18 protein-coding genes are annotated in these 20,505 nt (G+C 71.0%); 11 read left to right on the forward strand and 7 right to left on the reverse strand.

Features of this window, described 5'->3' with window-relative positions; all coding sequences use genetic code 11:
* Position 1: 1 nt before the first annotated feature.
* From HL652_RS03020 to HL652_RS03040, 5 genes are all read right to left on the reverse strand, one after another.
* Positions 2-343 (reverse strand): NIPSNAP family protein, encoded by a 342-nt coding sequence (locus HL652_RS03020; RefSeq protein WP_171703929.1) that lies wholly within the window; start codon positions 341-343, stop codon positions 2-4.
* On the reverse strand, positions 340-1,311 hold the full coding sequence (locus tag HL652_RS03025; protein WP_171703930.1) for an NAD(P)H-quinone oxidoreductase: 972 nt from the start codon (positions 1,309-1,311) through the stop codon (positions 340-342). Before HL652_RS03025 ends, HL652_RS03020 begins: the two co-directional genes overlap by 4 nt.
* A 3-nt stretch (positions 1,312-1,314) precedes the next feature.
* Positions 1,315-2,484: a serine hydrolase domain-containing protein gene (locus HL652_RS03030; RefSeq protein ID WP_253743611.1), complete on the reverse strand. Its 1,170-nt coding sequence runs from the start codon at positions 2,482-2,484 to the stop codon at positions 1,315-1,317.
* 11 nt (positions 2,485-2,495) lie between these two features.
* Positions 2,496-3,437 carry a 3-hydroxyacyl-CoA dehydrogenase family protein gene (locus HL652_RS03035; RefSeq protein ID WP_171703931.1) on the reverse strand — a complete coding sequence of 314 codons (942 nt, stop codon included), beginning with the start codon at positions 3,435-3,437 and terminating at the stop codon, positions 2,496-2,498.
* Between the two features lie 91 nt (positions 3,438-3,528).
* Entirely contained in the window at positions 3,529-5,445 is a 1,917-nt protein-coding gene (locus HL652_RS03040; protein WP_171703932.1) for a helix-turn-helix domain-containing protein, read from the reverse strand.
* Between the two features lie 79 nt (positions 5,446-5,524).
* Between HL652_RS03040 and HL652_RS03045 the strand changes: the two genes are divergently transcribed.
* The 6 genes from HL652_RS03045 to HL652_RS03070 all read left to right on the forward strand — a co-directional run bounded on the left by HL652_RS03045 (position 5,525) and on the right by HL652_RS03070 (position 11,635).
* Positions 5,525-6,253: an SDR family NAD(P)-dependent oxidoreductase gene (locus HL652_RS03045; protein ID WP_171703933.1), complete on the forward strand. Its 729-nt coding sequence runs from the start codon at positions 5,525-5,527 to the stop codon at positions 6,251-6,253.
* Between the two features lie 154 nt (positions 6,254-6,407).
* Entirely contained in the window at positions 6,408-7,643 is a 1,236-nt protein-coding gene (locus HL652_RS03050) for an ABC transporter substrate-binding protein (RefSeq protein WP_171703934.1), read from the forward strand.
* Positions 7,644-7,653: 10 nt separating this feature from the next.
* Positions 7,654-9,684, forward strand: a complete 2,031-nt coding sequence (locus HL652_RS03055; protein ID WP_171703935.1) for an ABC transporter permease — start codon at positions 7,654-7,656, stop codon at positions 9,682-9,684.
* Positions 9,677-10,513 carry an ABC transporter ATP-binding protein gene (locus tag HL652_RS03060; RefSeq protein WP_171703936.1) on the forward strand — a complete coding sequence of 279 codons (837 nt, stop codon included), beginning with the start codon at positions 9,677-9,679 and terminating at the stop codon, positions 10,511-10,513. The genes HL652_RS03055 and HL652_RS03060 overlap by 8 nt, the downstream gene beginning before the upstream one ends.
* Complete coding sequence (locus HL652_RS03065; protein WP_171703937.1) at positions 10,510-11,226, forward strand: ABC transporter ATP-binding protein; 717 nt, start codon at positions 10,510-10,512, stop codon at positions 11,224-11,226. The genes HL652_RS03060 and HL652_RS03065 overlap by 4 nt, the downstream gene beginning before the upstream one ends.
* Positions 11,227-11,377: 151 nt before the next feature.
* Positions 11,378-11,635, forward strand: coding sequence for a hypothetical protein (locus HL652_RS03070; protein WP_171703938.1), 258 nt, complete (start codon positions 11,378-11,380; stop codon positions 11,633-11,635).
* Here HL652_RS03070 and HL652_RS03075 read toward each other — a convergent pair.
* Complete coding sequence (locus HL652_RS03075; RefSeq protein ID WP_171703939.1) at positions 11,632-13,125, reverse strand: helix-turn-helix transcriptional regulator; 1,494 nt, start codon at positions 13,123-13,125, stop codon at positions 11,632-11,634. The genes HL652_RS03070 and HL652_RS03075 overlap by 4 nt on opposite strands.
* A gap of 137 nt (positions 13,126-13,262) precedes the next feature.
* Here HL652_RS03075 and aceA point away from each other — a divergent pair, with 137 nt between their 5' ends.
* The 5 genes from aceA to HL652_RS03100 all read left to right on the forward strand — a co-directional run bounded on the left by aceA (position 13,263) and on the right by HL652_RS03100 (position 19,105).
* Positions 13,263-14,579: an isocitrate lyase gene (aceA, locus tag HL652_RS03080; RefSeq protein ID WP_171703940.1), complete on the forward strand. Its 1,317-nt coding sequence runs from the start codon at positions 13,263-13,265 to the stop codon at positions 14,577-14,579.
* A 39-nt stretch (positions 14,580-14,618) separates the two neighbouring features.
* Positions 14,619-16,268 (forward strand): malate synthase A, encoded by a 1,650-nt coding sequence (gene aceB, locus HL652_RS03085; protein WP_171703941.1) that lies wholly within the window; start codon positions 14,619-14,621, stop codon positions 16,266-16,268.
* Positions 16,269-16,398: 130 nt separating this feature from the next.
* A complete protein-coding gene (locus tag HL652_RS03090; protein WP_171703942.1) occupies positions 16,399-17,355 on the forward strand; it encodes a VOC family protein in 957 nt (318 codons plus the stop codon).
* A gap of 7 nt (positions 17,356-17,362) precedes the next feature.
* Positions 17,363-18,004, forward strand: a complete 642-nt coding sequence (locus HL652_RS03095; RefSeq protein WP_171703943.1) for an alpha/beta hydrolase — start codon at positions 17,363-17,365, stop codon at positions 18,002-18,004.
* 45 nt (positions 18,005-18,049) lie between these two features.
* The gene (locus tag HL652_RS03100; RefSeq protein ID WP_171703944.1) at positions 18,050-19,105 is read left to right on the forward strand and encodes a maleylacetate reductase; all 1,056 of its coding nucleotides are present in this window, start codon (positions 18,050-18,052) and stop codon (positions 19,103-19,105) included.
* Positions 19,106-19,334: 229 nt separating this feature from the next.
* On the opposite strand, the gene HL652_RS03105 is transcribed toward HL652_RS03100, so the two are convergent.
* Positions 19,335-20,192 (reverse strand): IclR family transcriptional regulator domain-containing protein, encoded by an 858-nt coding sequence (locus HL652_RS03105; protein ID WP_171703945.1) that lies wholly within the window; start codon positions 20,190-20,192, stop codon positions 19,335-19,337.
* Between the last annotated feature and the right edge of the window lie 313 nt (positions 20,193-20,505).

The raw sequence follows: 20,505 nt of genomic DNA on the forward strand, positions 1-20,505 counted from the left end.
GTCAGCGCCCCACCGGTGAGACGGGCGGCTCGAACCGCGGTGAGAACGCCGTCGGCTTCAGCAACCGGCTCTCCTGCCCCACGAGCAGCGGCAGCGCCACCTCAAGGAACGCGCGCCACCGCGGGTCGCGCCCGAGCGCCGCCCGCCGCGTGTCGCGGTCGGCCGCGTCGCTGTAGCCCCAGAGGTGCACGACCTGGTTGAGCGTGCCGCTCTCTGAGGTGAAGTAGCCGAGCAGGGTGCCGCAGTACTCGGTGTACAGCGGGAGTCCCTGCGCCTGGAAGGCGTCGACGAACTCCTGCAGGTGGCCCGGCCGCGCGGTGTAGGTTCGCTGGTCGACGATCACGGCGTCAGCACCACCTTGCCGATGTGGTCGGAGCGCTCCAGCACGCGGTGCGCCTCGGCGGCGTCGGCGAGGTCGAAGGTCTGATGCACGATGGGGCGCACGGCGCCCGACTCCAGCAGCGGCCAGACGTGCTCGACGGTGCCGCGCACGATCATCGCCTTCTCGGGCAGGGGCCGCGCGCGCAGCGAGGTCGCTGTCACGGAGGCCCGGCGCACGAGCAGCGCCCCGAGGTCGAGCTCGGCTGTCGCGCCGCCCTGCAGTCCGATCACCACGAGCCGCCCGTCGGCGGCCAGCACCTCCACGTTCCGTCGCAGATAGGATGCTCCGACCAGGTCGAGGATGACATCCGCCTCGAGACCCCGCGCCCGCATCTCGGCGACGAAGTCACTCTCGCGGTAGTTGATGGCGAGGGCGGCGCCGAGCGTGCGACAGGCCTCGAGCTTCTCCTCCGTGCCGGCGGTCGTCACCACCGTCGCTCCGGCCGCGGCCGCGAGTTGGATGGCCATCGTACCGATGCCGCTCGATCCGCCGTGCACGAGGAGCGTGTCGCCGCGGTCGAGTCGCCCGACCCAGAACACGTTCGACCACACCGTCGCGGCCGTCTCCATCACCGCCGCCGCCTCGATCATCGACAGGCCTGCCGGCACCGGGGCCACCTGGCCCGCGGGCACCGCCACGAACTCGGCGTACCCGCCGGCGGGGAGCAGGGCGCACACCTTCTCGCCGAGCTGCCGGTCGTGAACCCCTTCGCCGAGCTCGACGATCTCGCCCGCGCACTCGAGCCCGAGCACGTCGGAGGCCCCGGGCGGAGGCGGGTAGTTGCCGGCGCGCTGGGAGAGGTCGGCGCGGTTCACGCCCGCGGCCTCCACCCGCACGACGACTTCGCCGGGAGCGGCGACCGGCCGGGGCCGATCGACGAGGGCGAGCACCTCGGGCAGGCCGGGGCGGGATGCGATGACTGCACGCATGGGTCAGGCCAGCGCCTCGTAGATGGCGGCGATGTACGAGTTGGAGATGTCGGAGGAGATGATGACCCCGTCCGACATCTTGTTCATCATGTACGAGATGGTGAGGCCGCGGTCGGGGTGCATGACGATCATCGACCCGCCCCATCCGCCCCAGAAGCAGATCCGCTCATCCGTCGGGATGACCGGAACGGTCTGGGCCTCGGGCAGCGCGTAGCCGATGCCCCAGCGCAGCGGCACCCCGAGCACGAGGTCGACCCCGTTCGCCTGCTCCTCGAAGATGAGGTCGACGGTGTCGGGGCCGAGCAGCCGCACGCCGTTGACCGTTCCGCCGAGCGAGATCGTCGACATCACCCGTGCCAGGCCCCTGGCGTTGGTGTGGCCGTTCACGGCGCCGATGTCGGCGCGCCGCCACGCCTCGGTGTTGGCGGAGTTAGGGTCGCCCTGGGGCCCGACGAGCGACTTGTACAGCGGGCTGCCGGGCGGAATGGTGCTGATGTCGAACGCGCGCCGCTTGAACGGCACGATCTCGGCGATGCGGTCGTCGTCGCCCGGCAGTGCCCCGATCTGGAAGTCGGCGCCGAGCGGCTCGGCGATCTCGGTGCGCACGAACTCCTTGAGCGTCTTGCCGCTCACCCGCCTCACGACCTCGCCCACGAGGTGGCCCATGGTCTGCGAGTGGTACCCCGAGGCGGTGCCGGGCTCCCACCACGGCTCCTGCGCCGCGAGCTGCGTCGTCGACTTCTCCCAGTCGTACATGTCGGCGATCACGAACGGGGTGTCCCAGCCCGAGACGCCCGAGGTGTGCGACAGGATGTGCCGCACCTCGATCGCCTCCTTGCCGTTCTGCGCGAACTCCGGCCAATAGGTGGCGACCGGCTCGTTCACGTCGAGCAGCCCCCGGTCGACCAGGATGAGCGCGGCGAGGGCGGTGACGGTCTTGGTGCTCGACCACACGTTGACGATGGTGTCGCGCGTCCAGGGCTTTGTGCGCGCGGCGTCGGCGTACCCGCCCCAGAGGTCGACGATCATCTCGCCACCGAAGTCGACGGCGAGCGACGCGCCGACCTCGGCACCCGAACGGATGTTCTCCTCCAGCAAGGCGCGCACCTTCTCGAACCGGGGGTCGGCGATTCCCTGCACGGCCTGGGTCATGGTCTCTCCATCGAGTGTCATGTTGTGTCCTTTCATGGGTGATGCAGATGCTCGAGTCGGCGGGCGAGGGCGGAGTCGCGCTCGGCCGAGAGCGCCGCGCCCTCGCCGTTCGCGTAGGAGAAGACCCCCCGCCCGCTCTTCACCCCGAGGTCGCCCCGCTCCACGAGCTCGCGGAGCAGCGGCGGAACGGCGAAGCGCTCGCCGAGGGTCTCGGTGAGGTAGGTGAGGATCGAGACGTAGGTGTCGAGCCCGCCGAGGTCGGCGAGCCGGATGGGCCCGAAGTCGCCGAGCCGCATGCCGAAGGTGGAGCGCGCGATCTCGTCGATGCTCTCCGCCGTCGCGACACCCTCCTCCAGGCACCGGAACGCCTCGGCGATGAGGGCGAACTGCAGCCGGTTGCCGACGAATCCCGGCCGGTTCGCCACCACGATCGGCTTCTTGCCGGCGGCGATCATGAGCGCGAGCGCCCGGGTGACGGTCTCGGCGCCGGTCATGCTGCCCGGCACGATCTCGATGCCCGGAACGAGCTGGGCGGGGTTGTACCAGTGGATGCCGAGGAAGCGTTCGGGCGCCGCGACTGCCACCGCGATGGCGTCGATGTCGAGTGCCGAGGTGTTCGTCGCCAGCAGTGCGTCGTCGCGGGCGGCCTCCGAGATCTCCCGCCACACGGTGTGCTTCACCGGCAGCTGCTCGGGGACGGCTTCGAGAACGACGTCGGCCGAGGAGCAGACCGAGGCCAGGTCGTCGGAGGTGCGGATGCGGTCGACCGCACCGCGCGCATCCGCGTCGGTCAGTCGGCCGGCGACCACCGCATCCGTGAGGCTCGTCTCGATGTCGAGGAGCGCCTTCTCGGTGAGTTCGGGCAGCCGGTCGACGATCACCGGCGACCAGCCGCCGAGGGCGAGGGACTGGGCGATCCCTCGACCCATGAGTCCCGCGCCGATCACGCAGATCCGCTCTTCCCGTGCTGACATCGTCGCCATAGTTCCTTCACCCTACGGTCGGGTCGCTGGGCCACCTATGGTGGTTCGACCCATACTCGGCTCGCTGCTGTGGCGCGGGAAGCTATGTGGTGTCGAGGCCCTCGATCACCGTGTGGATGAGGAGTGAGAGCTGCACGTCGAGCGCTGACGCCGAGTCGCGCCAGCCGGCCCCGAGCAGCTGGTCGATGCGCGCCAGCCGCTGCGTGACGGTGTTCGGATGCACGTGCAGGGTCTGCGCGGTCTCGGCGAGCGACCGCCCGGCCCGGAAGTAGGCGTCGAGCGTGAGGATGAGATCGGTGCCCCGCCGCCGGTCGTACTCCAGCACGGGGCCGAGGCGGTCGGTGACGAACGAGGCGAGGTCGCGCGACTCCGAGAGCAGGAGACCGGCGACGCCGAGGCGCGCGCGGTCGGCTCCCGTGCGGCGCCGGCCCAGGGTGACGAGGGTCTTGAGGCAGACGGTCGCCTCGTCGTACGCCCCGCGCAACCCGCCGAGACCGGAGGGGCTGGTCGCCTCGCCGATGGTCACGTCGTCGCCGAGCTCGTCGCTGAGACGCGGGGCGAGGTCGGAGGCTGCGACGGTGCGGTCGGGTGACCAGAACGCGACGATCAGCTCATCGGCGTAGCGCACGTGCATCATGTGGTTCGTGCTCAGCTGCCGGGTGAGCGCCGCCAGCAACCGGCGCTCGGGCGCCTCGCTTCGGATGGCATAGACGTGCCATGCCCCGCCGTCGGGGAGGTTCGCGAAGGCGGCTGGCCGAGGGCGATCGGATTCGACGCCGGCCGGCCGGGAGACCACGTCCACGAGGAAGGCGCTGCGGTCGCGGTCGCTGGTCTCGGCGACCGACCGGCGCCAGAACAGCAGCAGCGCGGCGACGGTCGCCGCTCGCGCGGCAATGCGGCCGTTCACGTCGGAGAGCAGCTCGGGGTGGAGGAGGGCGAGGGCGCCGAGCCGATCGTGCACGGCGTCGATGGGGATGACCGTCCAGGCCCCTTCCCGCGCGGTGGCGGGGATGCCCGCGTCGGGATCGCGGGGAGGCACGGCGGGCAGGTCTCGTGGGTGGTCGTGGAACCCGACCGAGGCCAGCACGTGGCCGTCGGCGTCGAGGATCACAGCGGGGATGCCCAGCACGTCGTGCAGTGCGGTCGCGAGCTCTTCGAGGCCACCTCCGCGGAAGATGATGGCGGTGAACAGGTCGTGTGCGGCGGCGCTGCGGTCGATCGCCGCCTGGTGCTCGAGGGCTACAGCGTGGGCGCCCTCCACCTCGACCAGCGCCTCCCGCGACCGGTCGATGAGCTGAGTCTTCTCGATCGCCAGCGCGGCGAGTGTGGCGAGCGACGAGAGCATCTCCACCTCCTCCGCGGCGAAGGTGCGCGGCGCGCGTTGCGCGGCGAAGAGGATCCCGATCAGGTTCCCCGACACCTTCAGCGGCACACCGAGAATGGCGCGGATGCCCTCGGCCGCCACGGCTGAATCGACGTCGTCGTTGTGGCCGAGCCGCTCATCTCCGAGGTAGTCGGAGCTCTGGTGCGACATGCCCGTGAGCGCCACGGCGCCGCCGACACCGACGTCGAGCGGTAGCCGCAGGTGCTGCAGGAGCGGTGACACCGTGCCGTCGGTGACACGGATGCTGGTCTCGGTTCCCGACTCGTCGATGAGGCTGAGGTAGGCGAGGTCGGTGCCGAGCAGTTCCCGGCAGCGGGCTGCGATCGCCGTGAGGATGGCGGTGAGGTCTTTCAGCGAGGCGAGGTCCTTCGCCGTGTCGAACAGCGCCGAGAGGTCGCGGTCGCGCCGCGCCCGCCGGTCGAGCAGGTCTTTCACCCTTAGCGTCTGCTCGCGCAGGCGACCGCGGGCCGATTCGGTCGACGCCCGCTTCGCGATCGACTCCGCGACGGCGAGCACCTGCGAGGCGGGGGCCGACTCGGCGAGGAGGGTCATGAGCGTCAGCTGGTCGGCGAGGATGTCGTCGACAGCCTGGTGCGCTGCCTGATCATGGGTCATCCGCACATTCTGCCTCTCCCACGCGCCGATGTAACGTCATCGACCAGCGCCACGGAGGCGCGCAGTCTCGGAGGCGTCGATGGATCTGGAGATCGAGGGCAGGGTCGCCGTGGTGACGGGCGCGGCGAGCGGGATCGGCCGAGCGACCGCGCGTCGGCTGGCCCGCGAGGGCTGCCGGGTCGTTGCCGTCGATCGCGAGAAGGTGGTGGTCGAGGCCGGCGACCCGGAGACCCCGGCGCTCGCGCTCGCCGCCGACGTCGCCGACCCCGGCAGTGTGAACCGGGTGTTCGACACGACGATCGAGGCCTTCGGCCGGGTCGACATCCTGGTGTGCTCCGCGGGCGTCTTCGAGACCCGGCCGCCCGCCGAGCTGAGCGCGGAGGAGTGGGATCGGGTGGTCGCCGTGAACCTGCGCGGCTCGTTCCTCTGCGCCCAGGCGGCGGCGCCCCTCATGGGCAGAAACGGCTGGGGTCGCATCGTGCTGCTGAGCTCGATGGCGGCTCAGACGGGTGGGCTGGCGGCGGGCTCGGCCTACGTCGCCTCGAAGGCCGGCGTGATGGGTCTCACCAGGTCGCTCGCCGTGCACGTCGGTCCGATGGGCGTGACGGTGAACTGCGTGAACCCCGGCACGATCGAGACGCCCATGACGGCAGGGGTCGAACGCGAGGCGCTCGCCGCGCGCACTCCGCTGCGGCGCAACGGCACGCCCGACGAGGTCGCCGACATGATCGTCGTGCTCAGCTCGGAGCGGTCGAGCTTCGTCACCGGCGCTCACCTCAGCATCAACGGGGGTCTCGTCGCTGACTGAGTCGGCATGGTTCGTCGACACATGCATGCAGCAGCATCGTGGTCGCAACAGCTATAGGGGGCCTCGGAGTCGAGCCGTACTGTCGCTGTCGAGGACGAGGGAGTCCTGCATCACACACCACCGCAGAGTTGCGGTCGAAGCGAGGGTCGAACACATGAGATTCACCAAGCATCTATCCGTCGTCGGCGTCGCCGCCGCCGCGCTGGCGCTGGCAGCGTGCTCCGGCGTCGGCGGAGCCACCGACGGTTCCGGCGGTTCCGAGCCGGTCTCCACCTCGGCGGCGACAGGTACACCCATCAAGGTCGGGTTCCTCAACCAGGGGTCGGGCGCGCTGGCGTTCCCCGACTTCGGCACCGGGGGCACGGTCGGCATCGAGCAGGTCAACGCCGACGGGGGCATCAAAGGTCAGCCGATCGACCTCGTGGTCTGCAACGTCGACGGCACCCCCGCCGCCTCCGTCAAGTGCGCGAACCAGTTCGTCGACGACGGTGTCGTCGCCGTCATCCAGGGCATCGACCTGAGCTCCGACACGGCGCTCGAGATCCTGGCCGGGGCGGGCATCCCGTTCATCGGTCACACCCCCTTCGGCGCCGCGCAGACGAACAGCCCGAACGCGTGGTTCTTCGGCGCCGCACCCGGCGCCTTCTACGGCGTGCCACTCAAGACGCTGAAAGACGAGTTCGGCGTGAAGACCGTCGCGTTCCTCAACCCCGATTCCCCCGTCACCCGCTCGGTCGCCGACGCCTCGCTCGACCCGGCGGCCGAGGCGCTCGGCGTGACTGTCACGAAGAACTTCTACAACCCCACGTCGCCGAACTACACGGCGGCCTTCGCCTCAGCGGTCGCCGACGACCCCGACGCGGTGTTCATGATCGCGCCCGAGCCCGACTGCACCGCCTTCGTGCAGGCGGCCCGCACGCTCGGCTACCAGGGCGAGATCTTCGCGGGCAGCTGCGGGCAGTTCGTCACCGCCGACCCGGCGGCGGCGGAGGGGGTGCTCTCCGACTCCGACCTCTACGTGCCCGACGACACCTCGTCGATCCCGGCCGAGGCGGGCGAGCAGATCGCGAGCTACCGGAAGGCGGTCGAGGGCCAGCCGGCCGCGAACGTCACCAACTTCACCCAGATGACCTACTCCACGATGCAGGACTTCGCCACGGTGGCCCGCAGCATCGACGGCGAGGTCACCCCCGAGTCGCTGACCACCGCGTTGAAGGCGGTCTCCGGCGTCGACAGCTTCATGGGGCAGCCACTCACCTGCGACGGCGAGCAGTGGCCCGACAGCATCTCCATCTGCGCCCCCGGCCTGCTCGTCTACTCCGTCGAGGGCGGCACGCTGAAGCCCGTCTCCGGCGAGTTCGTCGACATCGCGACGCTCTACGAGAACTGAGGCCGGCCCGATGGACTGGATGCTCTTCGCCCTGCTCGGCCTCGGTGCCGGAGTCGCCTACGGCGGGCTCGGTCTCGCCGTCGTCGCGACCAAACGCGGCACCGGGGTGATCAACCTGGCGCAGGGGGCGATCGCGATGTGGGGCGCGTACGTCTACCACGCCATGCGCGACACGGGCACGCTCCACCTTCCGGTAGTGGGCATTCCGAGCACGATCGAGACCGGGGGGCCCGCCAGCGCACCGGTAGCGATCGCCGCCGGCGTGCTCTCGTCGGTGCTGCTGTCGCTGCTGGCGTACGTCCTCGTGTTCCGGCCGCTGCGCAACGCGCCGCAGCTCGCCGGGGTCGTGGCGTCGATCGGCATCACCACGATCATCCAGTCCATCGTCGCCATCCAGTTCGGCACCGGCCAGGTGGTCGTCGCGTCGTGGTTCAGCGCCGACACCATCACCATCGCGGGGCAGACCGTACCCGCGAACCGGGTCGAGGCGCTGCTGGTGTTCGCCGTGATCGTCGTCGCGGTGTGGGCCTACTTGCGCTTCGCACGCCAGGGCATCGCCCTCGCGGCCTACGCCGACAACACCCGCGCGGTGACGCTGATGGGCTACTCGGCCGACCTGCTGGCGCTCCGGGCCTGGACGCTGTCGGGTCTCATTGCCGGCATCGTCGGCGTCACCGTGGCTCCGCTCGTGCCGCTCAACCCCATCACCATGACGCTGTACATCGTGCCGGCACTCGCCGCCGCGCTGCTCGCCCGCTTCGCGTCGGTGGTCATCGTCTCGCTCGCCGGGCTCGGCATCGGCGTGCTCCAGTCGTTCGTCACCTACCTCAAGACGATGCCGTGGTATCCCGCCTCCCTGCAGGTGGGTGCGGAAGACCTCATCCCGCTCCTGCTCATCATCGGCGTGCTCATCGTCAGCCCGTCGTCGCTCGGCGGAGGCCGCGGCGGCGCGGTGGCGGGGCGCCTGCCCGCGGTGTTCAGACCGACCTCGGTGCGCGGGCCGGTGATCGTGGTCGTCGTGGCGACCGCGGTGTGCCTCCTCCTGTTCAACGGGGTCTACCGCTTCGCGTTCGCGCAGTCGCTCATCTTCGCGCTGCTCATCCTCTCCGTGGTGGTGCTCACCGGGTACGCGGGTCAGATCTCCATCGCCCAGGTGGCCATCGCCGGCGCCGCGGGCCTCCTCGTGGCGCGGCTCACCATCGACGCTGGCCTGCCGTTCCCGCTCGCGGCCGTCGTGTCGATCGCGGTCGCCGCCGGGCTCGGGATGCTCACGGCACTCCCCGCACTCCGAGCCGTCGGCATCCAGCTCACCGTCGTGACGCTCGCGCTCGCCGTGGCGGCGCAGTCGGCACTGTTCTCCAACCCGGCCCTCAACCCGGCGGCACTCGGCACTCTCCCGGCGCCGACGATCTTCGGTATCGACTTCAGTGTGCGAGCGGGGGCGGACGTGGCCCGCGTGCCGTTCATCCTGCTCTGTGCCGCGGTGCTCATCGTCGGGCTCGTCGTCGTGTCGCGCGCGGCGGGCGGGCGTACCGGGGTGCGGCTGCTCTCGGTGCGTTCGAACGAGCGCGCGGCTGCCTCGGTGGGTGTGGGCATCGTCGAGACGAAGGCCTTCGTGTTCGGGTTCTCGTCGGTGCTCGCCGCCACGGCTGGTGTGCTCATGACCTACAGCGTCGGCCAGTTCTCGAGCGCGTCCTTCGACGTGCTCGCCGTGGGCCTGCCGCTGCTCGCCTTCGCCTACCTCGGCGGCATCACGAGCCTGTACGGCGCCCTCGTCGGCGCACTCATGGTGCCCGGAGGAGTCACCTATGTGCTCATCGGCGGCTGGTTCCAAGACCCGGGCTCGTGGTACCTGCTGTTCTCGGGCTGCGCCCTCGTGCTGACCGCCATCCTGAACCCCGAGGGCATCGCGGGCGCGACGGCGAAGGCGTTCGCGGGCCGCCGCTTCCTGCGCAGGCGACCGCGCCTCACGGAGGCGGTCAAGCCGCCGGTCGCGACCAGCACCGCCGTGCCCGAGCGAGTGGAGGCGAACCATGGTTGACACGACGGATGCGCGCACCGGTCTCTCGGTGCGCGGCGCCACCGTGCGCTACGGCGGTGTGGTCGCGGTCAGCGACGTCGACCTCGACGTGGCCCCGGGCGAGATCGTGGGCCTGATCGGCCCGAACGGGGCCGGCAAGACGAGTTTCATCGACGGCGTGCTGGGGTTCACCCCGCGGGCCGGCGAGGTCACGATCGACGGGCGCACGGTGAGCCGCGCGGCGCCGCACCGCATCGCGCGACTCGGCCTCGAACGCACCTGGCAGAGCCCCGACCTGTTCGGCGACCTGACGGTGGGCGAGAACATCGACGTGGGAATCCGGCCAGGTCGACCCGTGCGCACCTTCGTCGACGACGTGTTCCGGCGCCGGAGCCGGCGGGCCGTGCACGTTCCTCCGGGTCTCCTCGAGGCGTTCGAGCTCGACGGCCGCCTCGACGACGCGCCCTCGACGCTCTCGCTCGGGCAGCAGAAGCTGCTGGGTGTGGCGCGGGCCCTGGTGAGCGACCCGATCGTGCTGCTGCTCGACGAGCCGGCGGCCGGGCTCGACTCGACCGAGAGCCGCCACCTCGGTCGCCACCTGCGCAGGCTCGCCGACGACGGGCTCGGGATGCTGCTGGTCGACCACGACATGGATCTCGTCTTCGGCATCTGCGATCGCGTGGTCGTGCTGCAGTTCGGGCGGGTGATCGCGACGGGCACCCCGAGCGAGGTGCGCTCGTCGCCGGCCGTGATGGCGGCCTATCTGGGCGCTCCCGATGACGGGGACGAGCATCCGTCGGCCACGACCGGGAACAGCGGGATCGAGAAGAGCACGGAGGGATCGAGATGAGCGAGAAGGTTCTCGAGGTCGACTCGCTGGTCGGCGGGTACCGCGGGGTCGAGGTGGTGCGCGACGTCTCGTTCTCGGTGGCCGAGGGCGAGGTGGTCGCCCTGCTCGGGCCGAACGGTGCGGGCAAGACGACCACGCTGCTCACGGTCGCGGGGCTCGTGCGCCCCATCGGCGGCTCGGTGCGGGTGTTGGGGCGCGCGGCCGGCAAGGAGCCCACGAGTCGCCTCGCGCGGCGCGGCATGGTGATGGTGCCCGACGACCGCGGGCTGTTCGGCGAGCTCAGCGTCGCCGACACGCTGCGCCTCGCCCAGCGATCGCGCGTGAGGAAGAACGACGACGTGGTCGACTTGCTGCCGGCGTTGCGACCGCTTTGGCGCCGCCGGGTCGCTCTTCTCTCGGGTGGCGAGCAGCAGATGGTGGCGCTCGCCGCGGCTCTGGTGCGCCGACCGCGCCTGCTGATGCTCGACGAGATGAGCCTCGGCCTCGCTCCGCAGATCGTCACCGGACTGCTCGGTGCGGTGCGCAGCATGGCCGACCGCGACGGCACCGGCGTGCTGCTCGTCGAACAGCACGCCCGCGTGGCACTCGGCGCGTCGGACCGCGCGATCGTGCTCCGGCACGGGGAGATCGCCCTCGAGGGCGACCGTCACGACGTGGGCTCCCGCCTCGAGGCGGGCGAGGGCTCGTACCTCGGCGACGCGGTGTCTCCCTGACCGCGCGGGTGCGTCAGCCCCGCGCCCCCGCGGCCCGGTCGGTGAGGAGCGTCGCGGCGCCACCGCGTGCGGCGCGATCAGCGCCCGCTGTCAACCCGCCAGCGGTGCGGACGCGGCGGACGTACGGTGAGGGCACCACGGAAGGAACCTCATGGATCTCGGACTCCTCGGCGGCTACCGCCTCCCCACAGCGATCCGCGACGCGTACGGCGTCGAGACCGCGCAGCAGCTCGCCGACCAGCTCGGCGTCACGAAGGCGCCCACCGCCGACCTCGCGCCCGACGCGGATGCCGCGTACCTGGCGCTCAAGCGCGGCGACTCCGCGCCCGCCCGCACCCTCCTCGTCGACAAGCTCGGCGTCAGCGAGTCGAACGCCGACGCGGCCCTCGCCAAGCTGCCGCCGCTCTAGCGGGTGGTCGCGGGCGCGGGCGTGGGCGCGGGCGCGTGCCGCTCGAGGAACTCGTACACCTCCGTCGTGTCCACCCCCGTGAACCCCGAGGTCGGCATCGCCGCGTGCAGCGACGAGTTGAGGCGGGCCGACGGGTGCGCCTGCCCCTCCCACCGCGAGGCGAGCCCCGCGGGCGGCTGCCGGCAGCACGACTCGTCGGGGCAGGTCGACGCGAAACGGTGCGAGGTGTCGCGCCCCCGGAACCACTTCGCGTGCGCGAACGCCGTGCCCACCGACACCGAGAACTGCCCGCGGGCGGAGGGCTGGATGCGTGAGGTGCACCAGTAGGTGCCCGCCGGCTTGTCGGTGTACTGGTGGTAGGGGCTGAACCTGTCCTCCACGTCGAACACCCGCCGCGCACTCCAGAAGCGGCACACGGTCTGCCCCTCGACGGCACCGAGCGCATCCGTCGGGAACTGCACGCTGTCGTTCTCATAGGCCTTCGAGATCGACCCCGACTCGTGCACCTTCAAGAAGTGCACCGGAATGCCGAGGTGCTCGGTCGCCAGGTTCGTGAACCGGTGCGCGGCCGTCTCGTAGCTCACACCGAACGCGTCGCGCAGGTCTTCGACCGACAGTTCCCGCGCATCCTTCGCCTCCGACAGGATGCGCACGGCCGCCCCCTCGGGCACGAGCAACGCCGCCGCGAGGTAGTTCGTCTGCACCCGCTGCTGCAGGAACTCGCCGTAGTCGCGCGGCTCCGCGTGCCCGAGCACGTGCGAAGCGAGCGCCTGCAGCACCACCGAGCGCGGGTCGGCGTCGGGGCTCTGCCCGAGCGGCACGTAGATGCGCCCGTTGCGGAGGTCGGTGACCGAACGGGTCGAGCCCGGCAGGTCGCCCGCGTAGTGCAGCGTGAACCCGAGATGCGACGCCAGATCGGATGCGACCCGCTGAGACAGGGGACCACCGGTGTGCCCCACCGCGGCATGCAACCCCGCCGCCATCTGCTCCAGCTCGGCGAAGTAGTTGTGGCGGGCCCGCATCGACTTGCGCAGCAGCGTGTTCGCCCGTCGTGCCTCCTCGGGGGTGGCGGCCCGCTCGGTGTGCACCCGCTCGAGTTCGCGGTGGAGGCTGAGGATGGTGCGGATCGTGTCGTCGCTCAGCGATTTGCGGAGGGGCAGCGGTGCGAGCCCGAGCGACGCGAACAGCGGCCCGCGCTGGGCGCGCTCGAGCGCGATCTCGAGGGCGGCCCGCTCGCTCGGCGGCTCCGCGCTCATGAGCTGCTGCACGCCGACGCCGAGCGCCGAGGCGAAGCGCTGCAGCTCGCCGAGCTTCAGCTCGCGCCGTCCGTTCTCGACGACCGACACCTGCGAGGGTGCGCGCCCGATGGCCGTGCCGAGCTCGTCGAGGGTGAGGCCGCGTTCGGTGCGCAGCTGCCTGATGCGGCGGCCGATGGTGAGGGAGTCGAGCATGAATCCATCGTGGGCGGGGGAGAGGGACGTCGTCGTCATCTCAGCAGTGTCGCAGAAGCGGTTCTTCGAGAAAACAGAAGAAGCGGGAAATTTCTGCCGAGATTCCAGGAGAAGAACGCTTGCGCAGGCCCCAGAGTCGAACCCAAGCAAGAATTCGACCGCATTGGAGCATCGAGATGAGCACCACCACCCGCCCCGCAGACGGCACCCGTCCCGGCCAGCAGACGCAGACCGCCGCCGAGCTCGAGACGAGCTGGAAGACCGACGCCCGCTGGAACGGCATCCAGCGCGACTACAGCGCCGAAGACGTCGTGGCCCTGCGCGGACGGGTCGCCGAAGACAGCACCCTCGCCCGCCGCGGCGCCGAGCGGCTCTGGGAGCTCATCCACCGCGACGACGAGTGGGTGGCGGCGCTCGGCGCCCTCACCGGCAACCAGGCCGTGCAGCAGGTGCGCGCCGGGCTCGAGGCCATCTACCTCTCCGGCTGGCAGGTCGCCGCCGACGCGAACCTCGGCGGCCAGACCTACCCCGACCAGAGCCTGTACCCGGCCAACTCGGTGCCGGCCGTGGTGCGCCGCATCAACAACGCGCTGCTGCGCGCCGACCAGATCGAGTTCGCCGAAGGTCTCCCTGAGCGAGAGTGGCTGGTGCCGATCGTCGCGGATGCGGAGGCCGGCTTCGGCGGCCCCCTCAACGCCTACGAGCTGATGAAGTCGATGATCCAGGCCGGCGCCGCGGGCGTGCACTGGGAAGACCAGCTGGCCAGCGAGAAGAAGTGCGGGCACATGGGAGGCAAGGTGCTCATCCCGACCAGCCAGCACATCCGCACCCTCAACGCGGCTCGCCTCGCCGCCGACGTGGCCGGTGTGCCGACGATCATCATCGCCCGCACCGACTCGCTCGCCGCGAACCTCATCACGAGCGACGTCGACGAGCGCGACCAACCGTTCCTCGACGGCACCCGTACCCCGGAGGGCTTCTACGGCACGACCCCCGGCATCGACACCGTCATCTCGCGCGGCCTCGCCTACGCCCCCTACGCCGACCTGCTCTGGGTGGAATCGAGCGAGCCCGACCTCGAGCTGGCCCGTGAGTTCGCAGCAGCGATCCACAAGGAGTTCCCCGGCAAGCTGCTCGCCTACAACTGCTCTCCGTCGTTCAACTGGAAGTCGAAGCTGACGGATGCGCAGATCGCCACCTTCCAGCGCGACCTCTCCGAGCTCGGCTACAAGTTCCAGTTCATCACCCTCGCGGGCTTCCACGCCCTCAACCACTCCATGTACACGCTCGCTCGCGACTACTCCGAGCGGCACATGAGCGCCTACGTCGAGCTGCAGGAGGCCGAATTCGCCTCCGAGGCCGACGGGTACACCGCCACGAGACACCAGCGTGAGGTGGGCACCGGCTACTTCGACCGGATCGCCACGGCCCTGAACCCCGAGAGCGCCACCCTCGCGCTCGTGGGGTCGACCGAGTCCGAGCAGTTCCACTGAGCTGCACCCGACCCTCCCTTCCGTGAAAGGCAGACGACCATGTCCCACCCCAGCCCCAGCAGCATCCGTGTGCACGCCGAGCACGGCGACCGCCACGACGAGATCCTCACCCCCGAGGCGCTCGCCTTCCTCACCCGCCTGCACGACCAGTTCGCCGGCCGCCGCCAGGAGCGCCTGAACGCTCGCATGGCCCAGCGCAAGGCCATCGAGAACGGCCGCGACCTGCGGTTCCTCCCCGAGACCCGCTCGCTCCGCGACAACACCGACTGGCGCGTCGCCGGAGCCGGCCCCGGCCTCGAAGACCGCCGCGTCGAGATCACCGGCCCCACCGACCCCAAGATGACGGTGAACGCCCTCAACTCGGGGGCGAAGGCCTGGCTCGCCGACCTCGAAGACGCCACGAGCCCGACCTGGTCGAACGTCATCGGCGGGCAGCTGTCGCTGCACGACGCCATCCGCGACCGCCTCGATTTCGTGAGCCCTGAGGGCAAGCACTACCGCGTCGAGGCGGCTCCGGATGCACGCCCCACCATCATCATGCGGCCCCGCGGCTGGCACCTGGTCGAGAAGCACCTGCGCTACACCGACCGCGGCGGCTACACCCGGGCGGCGAGCGCGTCGCTGGTCGACTTCGGGCTGTACTTCTTCCACAACGCGAGGGCGCTCATCGACGGCGGGCGCGGCCCGTACTTCTACCTGCCGAAGCTTGAGAACCACCTCGAGGCCCGGCTGTGGGACGACGTGTTCACCTTCTCGGAGACGGCCCTGCACATCCCGCACGGCACCATCCGCGCGACCATCCTCATCGAGACGATCTCAGCGGCGTTCGAGATGGACGAGATCCTCTACGAGCTGCGCGACCACGCCGCGGGCCTGAACGCCGGCCGCTGGGACTACATCTTCAGCCTCATCAAGAACTACCGCGAGCGCGGCCGCAGCTACGTGCTTCCCGACCGCGACCTCATCACCATGACCGTGCCGTTCATGCGCGCCTACACCGAGCTGCTCGTGCAGACCTGCCACAAGCGGGGAGCACATGCCATCGGAGGCATGAGCGCGTTCATCCCGAACCGGCGAGACCCTGAGGTCACGTCGCGTGCCCTCGCGAAGGTGGCCGACGACAAGCGGCGCGAGGCGGGCGACGGGTTCGACGGAACGTGGGTGGCGCATCCCGACCTCATCGCCACCGCGCGGGCCGAGTTCGACGCCGTGCTCGGCGACCGCCCGAACCAGGTCGAGCGGCAGCGGCCCGAGGTGCACGTGACCGCGGCCCAGCTCGTCGACCTGAGCGCCATCGAGCACCGGGTGACGGATGCGGGGGTGCGGTCGAACGTGTCGGTCGCCCTGTGCTACATCGAGAGCTGGCTGCGCGGGGTCGGTGCCGCGGCGATCGACAACCTCATGGAGGACGCCGCGACGGCGGAGATCTCGCGGTCGCAGCTGTGGCAGTGGATCCACCACGGCATCGTCACCGAGGAGGGCACGCTCATCACCCGCGGCTACGTCGAGGGCGTGCTGCACGACGTGATGCGCGGCCTCGACCGGTCGCTCGCCGACCGGTTCGACGACGCCGAGAACATCGTGCGGATGGTGGCGCTGGAGGACGACTTCCCGACATTCCTCACCATTCCCGCCTACGCCCACTACCTGGTCGATTCGGCCCCGGTGCGCGAGGCGGTCGCGGCCTAGCGCGAACCGCAGCGGGAGAGGTGGACGACCGGGAACGTCCACCTCTTCCGTTTTTGTCAGACAGGCATACGGTCTATTGACACGGTGCATGCATACGAATAGTTTGTGGTCAGATCAAAGGAGATTGACCATGACCTACGTCGCAGGTTCCCATCACGTCACCCTCTCCGTGGGCCACGCCCAGGAGGACGTCGACTTCCACACCCGCGTGCTCGGGCTCCGCTTCATCAAGAAGACGGTGCTCTACGACGGCTCCGCGCCGGTGTACCACCTGTACTACTCGAACGCGAACGGCGACCCGTCGGCCGTCATCACGACCTTCCCGTGGGCGCAGGCCGGTCTCTACGGCATCCGCGGCACGAACCAGGCGCGCGAGGTGCTGCTGTCGGTGCCCCCGCGCTCGCTCGAGTTCTGGGCCGGGCGGCTGAAACAGCACGGCATCGACAGCTCGTTCGAGGATGTGTTCGGCGGCCGCCGCCTCAACCTGCGGCACCCCTCGGGCATCGAGTACGTGCTCATCGAGGTCGACGACGACCCCCGCGTCGGCTACACCGGAAACGGCGTGGGCATCGAGCATGCCATCCACGGCATCTACGGCGTCGGCATCCACGTGTTCGATCAGGACCGCATGGTCGACTTCGGCAAGGAGGCGTTCTTCGCCGCCGGCGACGTGGAGGAGGAGGGCGACCGCGCCCGCTACCGCGTGGGCGAGGGGGCGGGCAACTTCGTCGAGCTCACGGGCAACCGCACCGACGAGCAGGGCACCTGGCGCTACGGCGCCGGCGCGTACCACCACTTCGCGTGGAACCTCGACAACCTCGAGAACCAGAACGAGGTGAAGTTCGACATCGAGGGTGCCGGCTACACCGACATCTCCGAGCTCAAAGACCGCACCTACTTCAAGTCGCACTACGTGCGCACCCCGGGTGGCGCGCTGTTCGAGCTCGCCGTCACGCACAACGAGGGCGGCTGGGACTGCGACGAGTCGCCCGAGGAGCTCGGCCGCGCGTTCATGCTGCCGCCGCAGTTCGAGCACGAGCGCGACTCGATCATGGCCAAGCTCGAGCCGCTGCGCGACGAGGACTGAGCGCGACGTGACGTCTCTCGCTGCCGCGTCGTTCGGCGGGCACGAGTCGTGGGGCGACGACGGCGCCGAGCTCGCCGTCGTCGCCCTGCACGGGCGCGGCCAGCCCCCGGAGTTCCTGCACGAGCTCGTCGGGCGGCTCGACGTGCCGGGCATCCGCTGGATCGCGCCCTCGGCCGAGGGGCGCAGCTGGTACCCGCACCCCTTCCTCGACCCGTCGCCCGAGAACGCGACGGCGCTCGAGCGGGCGCTCGAGGTGGTGACGGATGCTGTCGACACGACCCGCGCATCCGGCTTCGAGCGTGTGGCGGTGCTCGGGTTCTCGCAGGGCGCGTGCACGCTCGCGCATCTGCTGCTCACGCGCGACGTGGTCGTCGACGGGGCCGTGCTGTTCACGGGCGGCTACGTGGGGGCGGCGGAGCTCGCGCCGGGCGCGGTGGTCGCGCGGCAGAACGTGCCGGTGCTGCTGCGGTCGGTCGACGACGACCCGTGGGTGCCGCTGCACCGCATGGCGTCGACCTCGGCGCTGCTCGTGGGTGCCGGGGCGCACCTCGATGTGCTCGTCGAGCCGGGCTCGGAGCACGTCATCACCGACCGGGCCGTCGCCGACGCCCGCGGGCTGCTCACGCGGCTGCGCGACGGCGGATACTGAGAACCTGCGGCACCGGCGCCTTTCCCCAGACCTTTCGGAGACACGATGAGATTCGACCACCGCACCCTTCCCCAGCGCGTGCGATTCGGCACGGGTGGCGCGGCCGAGGCGATCGCGGCGGAGGTGCAGGAGCGGGGTGCGCGAGCGGTGATGGTGATCGCCGCTCCCTCCGAGCTCGCCCTGGCGGAAGGCATCGCGAGCGGCGTCGACGTCGCCCTGTGGTGGTCTGACGTGGCGCCTCACGTGCCCATCGCCCACGCCGAGCGGGCGCGGTCGGCTGCCATCGCATCCGGGATCGACCTCGTCGTGTCAGTGGGCGGCGGGTCGACGACGGGGCTCGCGAAGGCCATCGCGCTCACCTCGGGGGTGCCGATCGTCGCCGTGCCCACCACGTACGCGGGTTCGGAGGCCACCAACGTGTGGGGCCTGACGACGGATGCGCGCAAGACCACCGGGGTCGACGACGCGGTGCTGCCGGCGGTCGTGGTGTACGACTCGGCGCTCACGCTGAGCCTGCCGGTCGAGCTGTCGGTCGCTTCGGGCCTCAACGCGATCGCGCACTGCATCGACTCGATGTGGGCGCCGTCGACGGATCCGCTGAACCGGGCGCTGGCGGAGGAGGGCATCCGGGAGGTGGCGGGGGCTCTGCCGGTGATCGTCGCATCGCCCGACGACGTCGCCGCGCGGGAACGGATGCAGTACGGGGCATATGTCTCCGCCGTCGCCTTCGCCTCGGCCGGCTCGGGGCTGCACCACAAGATCTGCCACGCGCTGGGCGGGGCGTACGACCTGCCGCACGCGCAGACGCACTCGGCCGTGCTGCCGCAGGTGCTCGCCTTCAACGCGCCTTCGGCGCCCGAGGCTTCGGAGCGGATCGCGCGAGCGCTCGGGGCGTCGAGCGCGGTGGAGGGGCTCGAGCGGCTGTACGCGTCGCTGCCGGTGGTGCGGGCGCTGTCGGAGGTGGGATACGCGGCGGAGTCGATCCCCGAGAGTGCGTCGCTCATCCTGCCCCTGGTGCCCCCCAGCAACCCGCGCCCGGTCGACGAGCCCGCGCTCGAGGGCATCCTGCGCGCCGCGCTCGAGGGGCGCGCGATCGCGTGAGGGACTCGGGGGTGGTGCGCGGGACGCCTGCGGCGCCCGCGGCGCCCGCGGCGCTCGAACGGCGCGATCACGTGAGCGCTTAGAGGGTGGTGCGCATGCGCCCGCTGGGCCCGGGACCCCTGCGGCGCGCGCAGCGCTCGACGGGCGCTCTATCGCGTGAGCGCCTCGGGGTGGTGCGCGGTGTGCCCGCGGCGCTCGCGGCGCTCGAGGGGCGCGATCGCGTGAGCGCTTAGGGGGTGGAGCGCGCTGCGGCCGCGGTGCCGGTGGCGCTCGCGCGGCCGGCGCCTGCGGTTCCGGCGCTGCGAGCCAGGTCGTCGGCGATGGCGGCGGCGGTGGCGCGGAGGGCGGGCACGAACTCGTCGCGGAGGCGCGCGAGGGACGAGGCGCTCGTGGTCGAGACGTTGACGGCCGCGATGGCGGTGCCGTTCTGGTGCACCGCGACGGCGACCGAGCGGAGACCGAGCTCGAGCTCCTGGTCGACGAGTGACCACCCCTGCGACCGTACGCGGTGGATCTCGGCGGCCAGAGCATCCGGAGCTGTGAGGGTCTCGGGCGTGAACTCCCGCGGTTCGACCGCCGCAAGGCGCCGGGCCAGCTCGGGCTCGGGGAGGGCGGCGAGCAGCACGCGGCCCATCGAGGTGGCGTAGGCGGGGAAGCGGGTGCCGATCGTGATGCCCACTGTCATGATGCGGCGCGTGGGAACGCGGGCGACGTAGACGATGTCGTCGCCGTCGAGAACGGATGCGCTGGTCGACTCGTTCAGCTCCCGCGACAGTCGTTCGAGGTGGGGCTGGGCGATCTCGGGGAGGCCCAGTCCGGCGAGGTAGCTGAAGCCGAGCTCGAGTACGCGCGGTGTGAGCGCGAAGCGGCGGCCGTCGTGCCGCACGTAGCCCAGTTCGACGAGGGTGAGCAGGAACCGGCGCGCGGCGGCACGGGTGAGCCCCGCCACCGTAGCGACTTCGCTCAACGACATGTCGGGACGATCGGCGTCGAACGCCTTGATCACCGCCAGCCCGCGCGCGAGCGACTGCACGAAGGTGCCCTCGGGGCCCGTCGGCTCACCCTCCACGTCGTGCTCCCCTCGCATCGCCCCAGACTACCCAGCCCCCGGCCCAGTACCCCCCGGCCCGCCGCCCCGCGCGCCCGCACCTCCGCAAAAACGACGGAGCCTGGGCCCGCATGGGCCGATCGACGGAGTCTCAGCTCGGTCTGCGCCCGAGACTCCGTCGTTCCGCCGCCGCGCGCCGGGCTGGCGCGCCCCCGTGGACACCCGCCCGCCCGTCCGCCCCTCCGCGAAACGACGGAGTCTGGGCCGGGATGGGCCGATCGACGGAGTCTCGGCTCGGTGTGCGGCCGAGACTCCGTCGTTTCGCCGGGTGTCGGCGCGCCCGCGCCCGCAC

Origin of the sequence: Herbiconiux sp. SALV-R1 (assembly GCF_013113715.1) — a bacterium.
Lineage (GTDB): Bacteria > Actinomycetota > Actinomycetes > Actinomycetales > Microbacteriaceae > Herbiconiux.